Genomic DNA, 15,533 nt, shown 5'->3' with positions numbered 1-15,533 from the left:
TGACAATGAGATGTGCACCTATGAAAAAGTATATTTGCTTTTGACGAAATGAGATTCGTCTCAAACAATTAGCCTCATGAAATTTATTGTATCCAGCGGAACCCTACTACGTGAACTGCAAGCTATTGGCGGTGTAATCAACAATAATAACACCTTGCCAATTCTGGATAATTTCCTCTTTGAACTAAGTCCAAACTCATTGAAGGTTTCGGCTTCCGACCTTGAAACAACCATGAGCACTACGCTGGCTGTTGAAACGGAATCCGAAGGTCTTGCTGCTGTACCAGCCAAGATTCTACTCGATACACTCAAAACTTTCCCAGAGCAACCGCTCACCTTTACACTTGACGATAAGTCACACAATGTAGAAGTAAGCAGCGATTTCGGTAAGTACTCACTCGCCTTCGTTGAGGGTGATGAGTTCCCACAGCTTCCCGAACTCGAAGATGCCTCTGAGGCTACCGTTCCAGGTGATGTGCTTGGCAACGCAATCACAAAAACCATCTTCGCTGCTGGAAACGACGACCTACGTCCGGTTATGTCTGGCGTGTTCTTCCAATTCGCATCCGATAGCCTCACTTTTGTGGCCACAGATGCACACAAATTGGTTCGCTACCGCAGAACAGATTTGACTACACCAAATACGGCGGAGTTCATCATGCCACGTAAACCACTCACTCTTCTTCGTACCAGCCTTACGGGCACAGATGGAGACGTGAAGATTTTCTACAACGAAACAAACGCTCGTTTCGAATACGACAACATCGTAATGACTTGCCGCTTGATTGACGGAAAGTATCCAAATTACGAAGCTGTAATTCCTAAGGACAACCCGAATCGCATGTTAATCGACCGCTCTGGATTCTTGAGCTCGGTGAAACGTGTATCCATCTTCTCGAACAAGACTACACATCAGATTCGCTTAAAGATTGCCGGTACGGAGTTGACCGTTTCAGCGGAAGACCTCGATTTCAGCAACAAGGCGGTAGAACGTCTCACTTGCGATTACGACGGATCGGATATGGAGATTGGCTTTAACAGCCGTTTCCTCCTCGAAATGCTGAATAACCTTGAATCTGATTCAGTTCGCGTTGAATTGAGCGCACCGAATCGCGCTGGCTTGCTTATTCCAAGTGACGGTCTTGATGAGGGTGAAGACCTCCTCATGCTCGTAATGCCGGTGATGCTTAATGCTTAATGCCTAAAGCGTAATCCAACATGGACGTACTAGCGGTTGGAGATGTCCACGGCTGCTACCACACCTTTAAGGCGTTGGTAGAAAAGCACTGGGACCCCAGCCGTGAGTTTCTCGTTCAAGTTGGCGACCTCATCAACAAGGGAAAGAATTCTGGCAAAGCCTATTTGTACGCACAAGAATTGGAGCGGGAATACCCGTATCAAGTGTTCTTCCTAAAGGGGAATCACGAACATCGATTCATCCAATTCCACCGCAGAAAGGGCAGCGACCGAGCCATAGAGGCTTGTAAGAAGGACTTTTTGAAGCGAGATATCGACCTGCGAAAGGCCGCAGGGTGGTTCTCAAATCGACCCTTGAAATGGGAGAATCCATACGTACTCATCACACACGCTGGAATTAGTCCCTTCTCTAAAGATCCTTTCGGAGCTAATGCTCGCAGAGGGGTGCTTCACAATCGGGGAGCACTGAAGAATGTGAATAAACTGCAAGTGCATGGACACATCCTTCAGACTAAAGGTGAACCCACCTTCAACGAAGTTTCAAACTCGTGGTGCATCGATACCGGAGCGTGGACAGGCCAGCAACTTACGGCGATTCGACTGAGCAGGAAGGGCAAGGTTCGCGAGCTACTTCATGAGGTGACGCACCCAAAAGACATGAGCTGAGCTGCTGCAGAATCAATCCGTAAATATCCTCATTCAATCTTCTGTTTAACAGCGGCCTAGGTACAACCCAAAGTGTGACCTATATCTCAGGTATTCCAAACCCTATTGGCTATTTTTGTGCTCGAACCCAAAAAACGATTCCGAAAATGCCAAAAGGAATTTATCAAGTTCCACTTGCTGTTAACGAACCAATTAACAGCTACGCTCCAGGAACACCAGAAAGAGAAGAGTTGCTCAGCACCTATCGCAAGATGAAATCACAGGTGACTGACATTCCAATGTTTATAGACGGAAAAGAAGTTAGAACCGATAACGTTCTTCCACTTTTCCCTCCTCACGAATTGAAAACACAAATTGGCACGTACCACAGAGGTACTTCAAAGCACGTTCAAGATGCGGTTGATGCTGCACTTAGAGCTCGTACCAAATGGGCTAATTTGAGCTGGGAGCACAGAGCATCTGTATTCCTCAAAGCGGCTGACTTGATTGCAGGTCCGTTCCGTGCGCGCATCAATGCAGCTACTATGCTCGCTCAATCGAAAAATGCTTTCCAAGCTGAAATCGATGCAGCATGTGAGTTGGCTGACTTCCTCCGTTTCAACGTTCAGTACATGACGGAGATTTACGACAATCAACCTGAATCGTCGGAAGGTATCTGGAACCGCCTAGAGTACCGTCCACTAGAAGGATTTGTATTTGCCATTACTCCATTCAACTTTACCGCCATTGCGGGTAACCTTCCTGCTGCTCCCGCACTTATGGGCAACGTTGCAGTTTGGAAGCCGGCAGATAGCCAGATTTATTCGGCTCACGTGGTTATGGAAGTATTCCGCGAAGCTGGTGTTCCAGCCGGAGTAATCAACCTCGTGTTTGCTGACGGTCCAGACGCAGGCGACGTAGTATTCAACCACCCAGAGTTTGCAGGTCTGCACTTTACAGGATCTACTGGCGTGTTCCGTCACCTTTGGAAAACAATCGGTGCGAACATCGAAAAGTACAGATCATACCCACGCATTGTAGGTGAAACGGGAGGTAAAGACTTCATCGTTGCTCACCGCACTGCGCCAACTCAAGAAGTTGCTGTAGCGATTGCACGTGGAGCATTTGAATTCCAAGGTCAGAAGTGTTCTGCCGCCTCAAGAGCATACTTGCCATCTAACACTTGTACTGAGATTCTCGACAAGGCTGTGGAAATGGTGAAGACCTTCAAGATGGGATCCCCGGAGAATTTCGAGAACTTCATCACTGCGGTTATCGATGAACGCGCTTTCGATAAGATTGCCAGCTACATCGATTATATCAAGGAACAAGATGATGCTGAAATTCTTGTAGGTGGAAACTACGACAAGAGCGAAGGTTACTTCATTGAGCCTACGATTGTGAAAACAACCAATCCGAAATTCCGCACCATGTGCGAAGAGATCTTCGGTCCAGTTATCACCGTATTCGAATACCCAGAAAACGAGTGGGAAGAAACCCTTAAGCTTGTAGACGAAACCGGAGAATACGCACTAACAGGTGCAATCTTCTCTCAAGATCGTTACGCGATTGAGCAAGGAACCAAGATGCTCGAAAATGCAGCGGGTAACTTCTACATCAACGACAAGCCAACTGGCGCAGTTGTAGGTCAGCAGCCATTCGGTGGTGCTCGTGGATCGGGAACGAACGATAAAGCAGGTAGTTACCTCAACCTACTTCGTTGGGTTTCTCCTAGAAACATCAAGGAAAACTTCGTACCGCCTAAGAGCTACGAATATCCATTTATGGGATAGGTATAATTATCCAAGCATAACAAAAGCCTCCGTACGCAATACGGGGGCTTTTTTGTTATCTCGTTAATTTTTAATAACTTAGCTTCAAATTCAAAGAATATGCGCACTCTCACTTTTGCTCTCATATTCTCATCTTTCATCACATTTGCCCAGACCCCACAACCCACTGGATCATGTGATTTCAATGAGGATTTTCAAGGAGACCTAACATCGTGGAACATGATTGATTCTCCGACTCCTTCGAACCCGAGAATTGCTTTCGATAGTACCTATAGCCCATCAAAAGCGATAAGCTTTTACGATGCACCTAACTATACCAACGACATACGAATCTACAAGCCTCTTCCAATAGCACTTTGTTCGTATTGGAAAGCATCCGCCGATGTTCGAGTAACCGCCATGGGCACAACCGACCCCACTAAGCGCTTGAGTCACTTCTTGTTCGCCTTCTCCGAAAATAACGGAATGCTCACTCGCGATATGAACCTAGATTACGTTCAAAACGACTTCGTTGGTCTCGTTGTTGGTGGTGGAAATTCTAGTGGCTTCGCGACAGTGCTTGTCACTAACGTCAATGAAACCGCCGTCTACTACACGGTTGGCAATGACGGTGATTTGGTTCTCAACGAAACGTACACATGCTATCTGGAGCGCATTGACTCTGTGAATTACCGTGTTACCGCCATCAATGCGCGTACAGGAGATACCGCTACTGATGGATATGTGACCACAACCCACATCGTCCCAAATAATGCAAGCTACATCCAAGTAGGAAACAATCCACATGGTTGGCATACAAGAAGGATGTCGGGATACGTAGACAACATCTGCATCGACAACTGCCACGGGATTTCTGTACCTGAGTTCAAACCAGAGTTCGAATTCGCCATCTACCCAAATCCTACTACAGAAAACCTTACCGTTGAGTTGAGCGAAGCTAGGAAAGTCGAATACCATATCACGGATATGTCTGGACGCATCCTGCAAAAAGGAAAAATTCGATCGGAAAGATTTGTACTCAACGTAAGCACTCTCCCCGTAGGAGTGTACCTGATTAGGCTACAATCTAAAGATGGAATTGTGGGAGTACAGAGATGGGTTAAGCACTAACCCACTGGAATGTAAACGACAAACTTCGTTTCGAAGAATTCCCCTTCAAAATACGCTTGAATTGGCTGCAGTTTCGCTTTTGGAAACTCGGCCAATTCTTCTTTTAGGTCACCCCCTTTTAAATAGAGAATCCCATTCTTCAAGTCGTTGAATGACTTTGGATTGAAGTGGCGCTTAATCCAATTATAGAAAGGCGACATGCGTGTAACCGCTCTCGACACGACGAAGTCAAACCCAGGTTTCACCTTTTCTGCTCTGCCGTGAATTCCCGTCACATTTTCCAATCCAAGAGCCTCAGCCACCTCATTGACCACCTTGATTTTCTTGCCAATACTATCTACCAAAACAAACTCAACCTGCGGAAAAAGTATGGCTAGCGGAATACCAGGAAACCCACCTCCTGTTCCTACGTCAAGAATTCTGGTTTTAGGCTTAAACTGAATCGTTTTTGCGATGGCCATGCTGTGCAGTACATGTCGCTCATAAAACGAATCCATGTCTTTGCGACTAATCACATTGATTTGGCTGTTCCACTCTTCGTACAACGGCAACAACCTGGTAAACTGATCCTTTTGTTTGTCAGATAGATCTGGGAAATTCTCAAAAATCAAATCCACATTCATCACTTCCATCCTTTTGGTTTGCCTTTCCATGCATTTACCAAGTGAAGATACATCCCAGAGAGCACCCAGATCAATTCATAAATCGGCCAGAGTGCGACCACATCTTTGTGACCGAAAAACCTAGAGGCCATGAATCCTATGGTGTACTGATAAATCAATCGCAATCCAGCCAAGCCCAACACCAGGTGCTGCAGCGTTCCATCGGTGAAAATCAGTGCCAAAATGAATGCTGGCCAAAATGCTAACATCGAAGAGCCAAAAGTACCCAACAGGACGAGTTGGTGTGGTTTGTATAAGCTGGAGGTGCTAAAATGTCTGCGCTTCTGCTTTATCCAATTCTTCCAGGTCGTCTTACTTTCAGTAATGGTATGGGCCGTATTCTTAGCCACGCGTCCAACCTTACCGACCTTCGCAGCAGCATTCACAAACAAGTCATCATCACCACTAGGAATATGTATGTGTTTGATGAAGCCGTTCTGCTCAAACCATAGACTCTTCCGATAGGCGAGGTTTCTCCCCACACCCATGTATGTCATCCCCCAAAAAGACCAGGCGAAGTACTGCAGCGCAGTTTGCATGGTTTCAAACCGCGAAAGAGCATTGATGAATCCTCCTGTCTTCTCCACATCACCATATCCCAATACCAACTCCTTGCCTCCCATGAATCCAGAAATCATCTCTTTTATCCAATCGGGTGAGCTGGGATAGCAATCTGCATCCGTGAGCAAAAGATGTTCGTGCTCTGTAGCCTTAATACCCAAGGCTAATCCGAACTTCTTCCCATTCCAGAACTTATCGTTCTCTGGAACCTTCACAAGTTTTAGATTAGGATACTCAAGTTGTAGCTTCTCTATAACATCCTCAGACTCGTCGCTACTCTGATCATTCACGGCAACCACCTCAAATCTCGGGTAATCTTGATTCAAAATGGCGGGCAAGTTCTTCTTGAAATTCTCCGCTTCATTTCGTCCAACAACTACCACGCTAACCGGGGGTAGTAGGTCCGCTTGTTGAGACTCATGTGGCTTTTTAAAAGCGAATCGAGAGAACACAACTACCCAGTACAGGAATTGTATTGCGGCAACGACTGCGAAGAGACTAAAAAAGATCAGATTCGTATCCATAGGTTGAGGCGCAAAGGTAGCGTTCAGCTGCACGTTGCTCGTAGAAATTTGCCCTATTTTTGCCCGATGAAGTTTGAACTGCAAGCGACCGACAAGCAATCTAAGGCGAGAGCCGGAAAATTGACCACCGCCCACGGTGAAATCGAAACTCCGATTTTCATGCCCGTAGGCACAGTGGCCTCTGTCAAAGCCGTCCATCAACCCGAGTTGGTGAATGATGTGAAAGCCGAAATCATACTCGGAAACACATATCACCTTTACCTACGTCCAGGTACTGAAACCCTACAAGCGGCGGGTGGCTTGCACAAGTTCATGAATTGGGAACGCCCTATTCTCACCGATAGTGGTGGATTTCAGGTGTATTCCCTAGATGACATCAGTAAGATTACCGAGCAAGGTGTAAAGTTCAAATCACATATTGATGGCTCCACACATCTCTTTACTCCGGAGAATGTGATGGACGTTCAGCGTCAGATTGGGGCCGATATCATTATGGCTTTTGACGAGTGCACACCTTATCCATGTGATGTACAGTACGCCAAAGAGGCGATGGATAGAACGCATCGTTGGTTAGATCGATGCATCCGCAGGTTTGATGAAACCGATCCACTTTACGGATATGATCAAACGCTCTTCCCTATCGTTCAGGGCTCTGTATATCCGGAACTCAGAAAACAGTCGGCCGAATACATAGCGCAAACCGACAGAGAAGGCTACGCTATTGGTGGGTTGAGCGTAGGTGAGCCCCATGAGGATATGTATGAAATGAGCGAGCTCGTTTGTGATATTCTTCCAAAAGACAAACCGCGATATTTAATGGGCGTTGGTACTCCAGCGAACATTCTGGAGAATATTGCATTGGGAGTAGATATGTTTGATTGCGTGATGCCCGCCAGAAACGGACGCAATGGTCAGATCTTTACTTCCGAAGGCATCATGAACATCAAGAATGCGAAATGGGCCAAGGATTTTAGTCCACTTGACCCAAATGGCGATAGCTTCGTGGATTCCATCTATTCGAAGGCGTACGTTCGCCACTTGTTTCAAGCAAATGAATATTTGGGTCGCCAAATCGCCTCTTTGCACAATTTGAGGTTCTATTTGTGGTTAGTGAAGCAGGCCAGACAAAAAATCCAGGAAGGCACCTTTGCAGAATGGAAGAACGTCATGGTTCCTAAACTTCAAAATCGTCTTTAATTGAAAAAGATAGATTTATACATCCTGAAGAAATTTCTGGGGACATTCACTTTGTTCTTTGTGCTGTTGATGCTCATTGCAGTAGTAATTGACATCTCAGAGAAGCTTGATGATTTCACGACTAACGGCGCCACACTTGAGGAAATAGTCTTCGATTACTACGCCAACTTCATTGTCTTCTACGGGAACCTCTTCAGTGCATTAATCTTATTCCTCGCTACGATATACTTCACCTCTAAGCTGGCGAATAATACGGAAATCGTTCCGATTCTTACAGGAGGAAGAAGCTTTGCGCGATTTACACTTCCCTACTTTGTTGGAGCTTTTTTCATTTTCCTCCTCAGCTCTGCAGTCAACCATTATCTGATACCGCAGACCAATATCGACCGACTCAATTTTGAGGCGAAGTACACCAAGGTTAGAGATAACCGAAAAACTCAAGAGCTATTTCGCCAGGTCGAACCCGGCCACATTGTATACTTTAGAAGTTTTAGTCCAGATAGACACACCGGCTATGACTTCAGCTACGACGTTTACGAGAACAACACGCTCGTTTCAAAACTATCCGTAGACTATTTGCGGTTCGACTCCATTCAAAACACTTGGCGTTTGGACAACTGGCGGATTAGGGAGATTTCCCCCGACGGCACCGAACGGTTGAGGGCAGGTCGAAGAATGGACACTACGTTTGTTTTTGGGGCCAATGACATCGTGCCGGAACTATCGGTCACCCAAATGATGACCACACCTAAGCTCATAGAGTTTATCGAGAAGGAGAAAATTAGAGGTTCGGAGCTGCTGAGTGAGCACGAAATCGAGCTTCACAATCGAACGGCCTATCCTTTTTCAAGCTTCATTTTGGTTCTGATTGGAGTGTCTATTAGCTCCAGGAAGCGAAGAGGCGGACTTGGGATAAACATAGCCGTAGGGTTGGTGTTGGTGATGATTTATATCTTCTTCATGGAAGTCAGCACGGCCCTATCTGTAAATGGAACCGTATCGCCTATACTCGCGGTATGGACTCCCAACATAGTATTCGCCTTATTAGGCCTTTATACATTCCGCATTGCACCAAAGTGATGATGTTCGCAGCCAGCTGAAGCTCCACTTTGTGGTTTTCCTTTGGGGTTTCACTGCCATCCTGGGTGATCTGATTTCCTTGGATGCAATCCCTCTTGTGGCTCATCGCATGTTCATAGCGGTTGTAGCTATCTACATTTTCTTAAAGTATAAGAAGACCTCCACCGCGGTTAAAGGTGCAATGCGCTACAAACTCTATGCAGCGGGCGGGGTAATCGCACTGCATTGGATAACATTCTTCCATGCCATAAAAATCTCAAATGTCAGCATCACCTTGGCATGCATGGGCTCTGCGGCTTTATTCGTTTCCATCTTAGAACCCATCTTTTTCAAGAGGAAAGTAGCCTGGTCGGAAATACTCCTTGGGGTTGCGGTGATCATTGGTGTATCAACCATCTTCTGGAGTGAAAACGATTACGCCACAGGTATTATCGTCGCCTTAATTTCAGCCTTTCTTTCCGCCTCATTCTCTGTTATCAACGGACTATTGGTTAAGAAGGAAAGCTCGGCCGTCATCACCGTTCACGAACTCTTTGGGGGATGGGCACTTGTCGCTCTGTTCTTGACAGCCACCATTCTCTTTAGTGACAGAACCGTCGAATCTATAGTTCCCACATTACCAGACGTAGGCTATCTCATGCTCTTGGGGATTCTCGCCACGGCCTATGCTTTCATTCAATCTGTAGAAGTGATGCGCCACTTGAGTCCATTTACGGTGGTGCTCACCATCAATTTGGAGCCAGTTTACGGCATCTTGGCGGCATATTTAATACTCGGAGATGAGGAGAAGATGTCGAAAGAATTTTACTTTGGCACTTTGATAATCCTGGCCGCAGTAGTTACGAACGGCTGGTTGAAGAGAAAACGTAAGCGCAAATTAGCGCAACAACAATAGGGATATTTGTAATTTGCACCCCCTAACAAAGTCATTACAATGGACTATCTAGACTTCGAAACTCCCATTCAGGAGCTGGAAGAACAGCTTGTAAAAGCCCGTGGACTCGAGCAAGAGACAAACACGGACATGGCTAAGAGCATCAAAGAGCTCGAGAAGAGAATTGTGCAAACGCGCAAGGAAATAGCCAAGAACTTAACTCCATGGCAAAGAGTTCAACTTTCACGTCACCCACAAAGACCCTATACCCTTGCCTACATCGAAGCGATGACTGAAGGAAACTTCATTGAGCTTCACGGAGATAGAGGTGTAAAAGACGACAAGGCCATGGTTGGTGGCTGGGGTGAGATAAACGGTGAATCCTATATGTTCATCGGCCAGCAGAAGGGAATCAACACTAAAATGCGTCAGTACCGTAATTTCGGTATGCCAAATCCAGAAGGATATAGAAAGGCACTGCGCTTGATGAAAATGGCCGAGAAATTCAATCGACCAGTTGTTGCTCTCATCGACACTCCGGGGGCGTTCCCTGGTTTGGAAGCCGAAGAAAGAGGTCAAGGTGAGGCAATTGCTCGCAACATCTTCGAAATGGCTCGCCTCCGTGTGCCAATCATCTGCATCATCATTGGCGAAGGTGCTTCTGGTGGCGCATTGGGAATTGGTGTTGGAGATAAAGTGCTTATGCTAGAGAATACATGGTACTCTGTAATCTCTCCAGAAAGTTGTTCTTCAATCTTATGGAGATCATGGGATTTCAAAGAGCAGGCTGCTTCTGCATTGAAGCTCACCGCTCAAGATATGCTCAAGAATAAACTCATCGACGGCATCATCAAAGAGCCACTAGGTGGAGCACACAACGACCCAGAAGCGATCTACGAAACTGTGAAGGAAGAGATTTCTAAACAGTACGCAAAGTTGAAAAGTGTCGATACCGACAAGCTCATCGACAAGCGCGTAGAGAAGTTCAGTCAAATGGGTGTATACAGCGAATAAGTCGCTCATTCACATATCCGAAAAGCCGCCGGAATCTTCGGCGGCTTTTTGGTTTCTGACAGGTGTACCGACAGTCTGTCAATCGCCGTGTCAGTAAGTGTATTTAGGACCCAAACACTTCAATTGAACCATCGTAACATGTTGATTACGGGGTAATTTCAATAGAAGTGAAATCGTTAAAAACTAGGTCCGTTTGCGTGTTTTGCGCATCGTGTTATTCGTACTTTTGAAAGTCTATGAATCAGCCAGAAAACAATCCAAAGCCGAGGAAAAAGTCCAACAATCCAGTCGTTCAACTGGAGCAAGGACGTGTTCCACCACAAGCACTTGAGCTCGAAGAAGCAGTGCTTGGTGCATTGCTTATCGACAATAGTGCACTCAACCAGGTGATTGACATTCTCAGTCCGGATGCTTTCTACAAAGACGCACACAAGAAGATCTATCAGTCGATTCACGATCTATTCGGACGCTCCGAAGCAATCGACATTCTAACCGTTTCTCAGGACCTCCGAAAGCAAGGTTTCCTAGAAACTGTTGGAGGCGAGTACTACCTCGTGCATTTGAGTCAGCGTGTATCGTCTTCCGCTCACATTGAATACCATGCGCGCATCATTGTGCAAAAGCACATTCAACGTGAACTGATTCGTATTTCTAGCGAAATCATCAGTGATGCATTCGACGAGAGTGCAGATGTACTAGACCTTCTCGACAAAGCTGAACAGAGTCTCTTTAATGTGGCTCAAGGCAACTTGAAGAAGAACTACGAGTCCTCTCAAGACCTTATTCATCAAGCTATTGCTCGAATCGAGGAAATCAGCAAAAAGGAAGGACTTTCTGGTATTCCTTCTGGCTTCACGCAGGTCGACCGAGTTACTTCGGGATGGCAGCGTTCTGACTTGATCATTATCGCGGCTCGTCCTGGTATGGGTAAAACCGCATTCGTTTTATCCATGGCCAGAAACATGGCTATTGATCACAACACTGCCGTAGCTGTGTTCTCTTTGGAGATGAGCTCCGTTCAGTTGATTACGCGTTTGATTTCCAGCGAAACCGGACTTTCATCCGAGAAACTGCGTAAAGGAAACCTCGACGATCACGAGTGGCAGCAGCTTTTGGCCAAGGTAAAGAACTTGGAAGATGCTCCAATTTTCATCGATGACACGCCAGCCCTTTCGGTATTCGACATGCGCGCAAAATGTCGCCGTCTGGTTGCCCAACACAATGTTGGCATCATCGTAATCGACTACTTGCAGTTGATGACCGCAGGAGGTGGTAAATCAAGCGGCAACCGTGAGCAAGAAATTTCCACTATTTCACGTTCCTTGAAGAGTATTGCGAAGGAACTAAGTGTTCCAGTTATCGCGCTTTCTCAGTTAAGTCGTGCCGTTGAAACACGTGGAGGTAGCAAGCGTCCACTTCTATCCGACCTTCGTGAATCAGGAGCGATTGAGCAAGATGCCGATATCGTATCATTCATCTATCGTCCAGAATACTACGGAATTACCGAGTGGGACGATGATGGAAGCCCATGCGAAGCTCAAGGTGAATTCATCATTGCCAAGCACCGTAACGGTAGTTTGGAAAATGTTAGGTTGAAATTTGAAGGCCATATGGCGAAATTCTCCGACCTTGACGATATGGGTGGGCCTTTAGAGCCTTCGCTCATTGAATCAAAAATGAATTCTGATGAAGAATCGGGAGATTATTTCGGAGGTGACTTCTCTGCTCCAGACCCTACGGATGCGTTCTAAACTCATCCTTCTACTTTCAGTACTCAGTTTTTCATCATTCGCCGATTGGGTACTCATCCCTATGTCGGAAGAAGGTCAGCGCGACCACCTAAAATCATATGGAATTGCCTATTGGTCGCTGGCGCGCGGAAGCGAAGTACAATGGCTATTGAATTATGAAGGAGGCAGTTTCATGATTCCCTCATTCGAGGGCCTCACTAGAGAATGTACCATCCGCGGAGTGACATTCGAAACTATAACCGATGGTGAAGCGGATGGACTCCTTGCTCAGATTGCCAGCCCTTCAGTAAACATGGAAGCTGTAAAGTTGGAGAAAGCTCCAAAAATTGCGGTTTACTCTCCAGAGGGAAATCAACCTTGGGATGATGCTGTTACCCTCGTTCTTACTTATGCTGAGATTCCTTACGATATCATTTATGATGAAGAGGTTCTCAACGACGAGCTCACCAAGTACGATTGGCTTCACCTACACCATGAAGATTTCACGGGTCAGTATGGAAAATTCTACAGCAGTTTTAGAACTGCAGCCTGGTATATTGAGCAAAAGCTCGAAATGGAATCTGAGGCGAGAAGGCTCGGATTCGATAAGGTGAGTGAACTCAAACTTGCTGTAGCGCTCAGAATAAAGGAATACGTTGCGGGAGGTGGATTTCTATTTGCCATGTGCTCTGCGACGGACAGTTACGACATAGCACTATCTGCCGAAGGCGTTGACATCTGTGAGCCAATGTTTGATGGTGACCCTTCAGATCCCGGCTACCAGGGCCGAATCGATTTTAGCCGAACCTTGGCATTTGAAGATTTCAGATTGAGTCAGAATCCGAATGAGTATGAATTCTCTAACATCGATATGACGAATCGAAGAAGGATTGATGCCGAAAATGATTTCTTCACGCTCTTCGAATATTCGGCCAAATGGGATGTGATTCCATCAATGCTTTGTCAAAATCACACGCGCGTTATTGCTGGCTTCATGGGGCAAACCACAGCATACGACAAGGACTTGATTAAGCCAGATGTGCTGATTATGGGGCAGAATAGAGCGGACAATGAGGCACGATACATTCATGGCGAACTTGGAAGAGGGCAATGGACCTTTTATGGGGGTCATGATCCAGAAGACTACACCCACCGTGTTGGCGACCCTCCAACTGAATTAGAGCTACATCCGAATTCGCCGGGTTACCGACTCATATTGAACAACATCTTGTTCCCGGCTGCTCGCAAGCAAAAGCAGAAGACTTAATTAAAGAAGCGCCAGCGGATACCTAAATGGATGGTTCGATCGGCCATTGGGTAGTAAGGAGCGGCGTAATAAGCTCTATTGAATAGGCCTTCGCCAACATTCTCCGCCAATATATAAATCTGCGCCGTTCCAATTCGGAAGCCGGCAATTGCATTCACGTATACAAAGCCACCGATAGGAAGGTCATCATGTAGGAAGAACACGCCCGTCACCGGGTTGTATCTATTGGCTCGGTAACTTGAATACGTGATGGCCTCAAAGCCTGTATACGCTTTGAGGGCGCCATCGAAAACTTCCCATTCACCGAACAACCCGGAGCGATTTACCCAAGTAGGCAATCTGAAAATATCCTGTGATGCCGATGTGAGTTGGAGCGTGGTGCGAGAAGTTGCCGTCAACCAGCTGGTAAGTGGAATTTGCAGATCGAGTTCGGCTTGAATGAGCTGCATCGTTCCATCTAATTGAGCCGGTAAGGAGGTATAATCGTAGTATATAGGTCGGCTCCAGTTTTGTAGGTTGAGGCTGAAGCTAGCATACTTTTCATAATTGAGGCGTCCCCCGAGCTTTTGGTAGAACGTAGACTGAAAGTCGTTGGACCAAATGAAATCGTTGGCGTACCACTCTTCACTTTGAAGACTTGGGGCTTGCTGTTGGAATGTGGCAAATCCAACAAAACCAAAGTCATAAATGTCAAAGGAAATCTGGCCATGTGCATCGAAGGAACCATTTTGAGTTCCTCCAACGAAGAGCTTACCTCGAGCCATCCAGTCGAACTTTTCGGCATCTCCGCGAAGCTCCCCGGACACGAATACGGAACCTTCGGTTCGCTCTGTATACGGATTGCTCAATCTACCGTACTGATAGCCCAATCCTGCTTTTACGTAGGTGAACGACTTAAGGCCTGAGCGGAACACTAGCCCGAGTTCTTGATTCGTGGTGACGTAATGTGTACTATCCATCGTCATTGTAGAATCGATGAAGTAGTTGCCAAGAATGGAATCAGTAGAGGTAAAAGTTCGATTACCGAGATCTAGATCTCCTTCGTGATAGAGGCCAATACCCTTTGCTTCGGTTGAATCGGCGAAAGGCAAATAGGTTTGTGACACAGCTAAATCGAGTCGGCGAGCTTTGAAAAATGAGTTGTAGTAACGTACGTTGACAAGTTCACGATCGGAGATGAGTGAATCGGGATTTGAGAAACCGTCGAGATCAGTGATACCTCCGCTCTCTCTGCCTCTGTTTAGATTCCAGGTAGTTGCGGCTTGAATCGCGTACTTGTTGTTTTTGGTGCGGTAATGTGTTGAAGCGTTAATGCGATCGTATAGGTTATCTTGACTAAAGTAATCGCCGCGAGCGGAGGCGCGTTCGTAATCAAAAAAGATATTGAACCGTTCGTTTGCATTCACTGCGAAATAGCCACCGAAGAGTTGTCCGCGTTGGTATCCACTTAGGTATCGAATACCGCTAAGGGGAGCTTTCACATCGTAGAAGCGAAGTTCTTTAGCTCTTGTCCAGCCATTAAAGTACGATTGAAATCCAGGGCGTACACCAATTTCTTCGTTGGGTTGATAAACGAGGAAAGTTAGAGGTGTTGCGAGGTTGGCCCATGATAACTGTCCGTAGAGATCCCGGGTCCATTCGTTTAGAGTCCAGTGACCGCCAACTTCTAGAAGGCTGTCGATGGGGCGATAGGATAGATCGTCCCAATTGCGATAATTGAGTGCGGAGTAAGCCTCTTCGAAGGTAAGGGTGTCGGTAGGCACTACGCGAGCGGAATCGCTGGGAATAGAATCTTGCTGAGCTTTGAGTGAAAAGCTTGCGAGTAAGGCTAGGGCAGTGAATGTGAGTGTTTTTATCACGGGGGCGAAGATAGTTATTC

13 protein-coding genes are annotated in these 15,533 nt (G+C 46.4%); 10 read left to right on the top strand and 3 right to left on the bottom strand.

The genetic code is table 11. The features are described 5' to 3' along the window. Window positions 1-76 precede the first annotated feature (76 nt). The 4 genes from dnaN (at window position 77) to F8C67_RS12955 (ending at window position 4,745) form a co-directional block, all read left to right on the top strand. Window positions 77-1,198, top strand: a complete 1,122-nt coding sequence (gene dnaN, locus F8C67_RS12970) for a DNA polymerase III subunit beta (RefSeq protein ID WP_151668288.1) — start codon at window positions 77-79, stop codon at window positions 1,196-1,198. Window positions 1,199-1,218: 20 nt separating this feature from the next. Then, a complete protein-coding gene (locus F8C67_RS12965; RefSeq protein ID WP_151668287.1) occupies window positions 1,219-1,863 on the top strand; it encodes a metallophosphoesterase in 645 nt (214 codons plus the stop codon). Between the two features lie 146 nt (window positions 1,864-2,009). After that, window positions 2,010-3,635, top strand: a complete 1,626-nt coding sequence (gene pruA, locus F8C67_RS12960; RefSeq protein WP_151668286.1) for an L-glutamate gamma-semialdehyde dehydrogenase — start codon at window positions 2,010-2,012, stop codon at window positions 3,633-3,635. A gap of 99 nt (window positions 3,636-3,734) precedes the next feature. After that, window positions 3,735-4,745, top strand: a complete 1,011-nt coding sequence (locus F8C67_RS12955) for a T9SS type A sorting domain-containing protein (RefSeq protein ID WP_151668285.1) — start codon at window positions 3,735-3,737, stop codon at window positions 4,743-4,745. Here F8C67_RS12955 and rsmG read toward each other — a convergent pair. Together rsmG and F8C67_RS12945 are read right to left on the bottom strand one after the other, a co-directional pair. After that, window positions 4,742-5,368, bottom strand: coding sequence for a 16S rRNA (guanine(527)-N(7))-methyltransferase RsmG (rsmG, locus tag F8C67_RS12950; RefSeq protein WP_151668352.1), 627 nt, complete (start codon window positions 5,366-5,368; stop codon window positions 4,742-4,744). The genes F8C67_RS12955 and rsmG overlap by 4 nt on opposite strands. Continuing rightward, on the bottom strand, window positions 5,368-6,492 hold the full coding sequence (locus tag F8C67_RS12945; protein ID WP_151668284.1) for a glycosyltransferase: 1,125 nt from the start codon (window positions 6,490-6,492) through the stop codon (window positions 5,368-5,370). Before F8C67_RS12945 ends, rsmG begins: the two co-directional genes overlap by 1 nt. A gap of 66 nt (window positions 6,493-6,558) precedes the next feature. Here F8C67_RS12945 and tgt point away from each other — a divergent pair, with 66 nt between their 5' ends. From tgt to F8C67_RS12915, 6 genes are all read left to right on the top strand, one after another. Further along, complete coding sequence (gene tgt / locus F8C67_RS12940) at window positions 6,559-7,689, top strand: tRNA guanosine(34) transglycosylase Tgt (protein ID WP_151668283.1); 1,131 nt, start codon at window positions 6,559-6,561, stop codon at window positions 7,687-7,689. Continuing rightward, the gene (locus tag F8C67_RS12935; RefSeq protein WP_151668282.1) at window positions 7,690-8,769 is read left to right on the top strand and encodes an LptF/LptG family permease; all 1,080 of its coding nucleotides are present in this window, start codon (window positions 7,690-7,692) and stop codon (window positions 8,767-8,769) included. Further along, window positions 8,756-9,664: a DMT family transporter gene (locus F8C67_RS12930; RefSeq protein ID WP_151668281.1), complete on the top strand. Its 909-nt coding sequence runs from the start codon at window positions 8,756-8,758 to the stop codon at window positions 9,662-9,664. The genes F8C67_RS12935 and F8C67_RS12930 overlap by 14 nt, the downstream gene beginning before the upstream one ends. 39 nt (window positions 9,665-9,703) lie before the next feature. Beyond that, window positions 9,704-10,657 (top strand): acetyl-CoA carboxylase carboxyltransferase subunit alpha, encoded by a 954-nt coding sequence (locus F8C67_RS12925; RefSeq protein ID WP_151668280.1) that lies wholly within the window; start codon window positions 9,704-9,706, stop codon window positions 10,655-10,657. Window positions 10,658-10,893: 236 nt separating this feature from the next. After that, on the top strand, window positions 10,894-12,408 hold the full coding sequence (dnaB, locus tag F8C67_RS12920; RefSeq protein ID WP_151668279.1) for a replicative DNA helicase: 1,515 nt from the start codon (window positions 10,894-10,896) through the stop codon (window positions 12,406-12,408). Then, a complete protein-coding gene (locus tag F8C67_RS12915) occupies window positions 12,398-13,654 on the top strand; it encodes an asparagine synthetase B (protein WP_151668351.1) in 1,257 nt (418 codons plus the stop codon). Before dnaB ends, F8C67_RS12915 begins: the two co-directional genes overlap by 11 nt. Here the strand turns inward: F8C67_RS12915 and F8C67_RS12910 are convergent. After that, window positions 13,651-15,533: putative porin (locus F8C67_RS12910; RefSeq protein ID WP_223277567.1), on the bottom strand; the 1,883-nt coding region annotated here is incomplete at its 5' end. The genes F8C67_RS12915 and F8C67_RS12910 overlap by 4 nt on opposite strands.

The sequence above is a fragment of the Phaeocystidibacter luteus genome, from assembly GCF_008933115.1.
GTDB lineage: Bacteria > Bacteroidota > Bacteroidia > Flavobacteriales > Schleiferiaceae > Phaeocystidibacter > Phaeocystidibacter luteus.
This window is presented reverse-complemented; position numbering and strand designations above follow the sequence as displayed.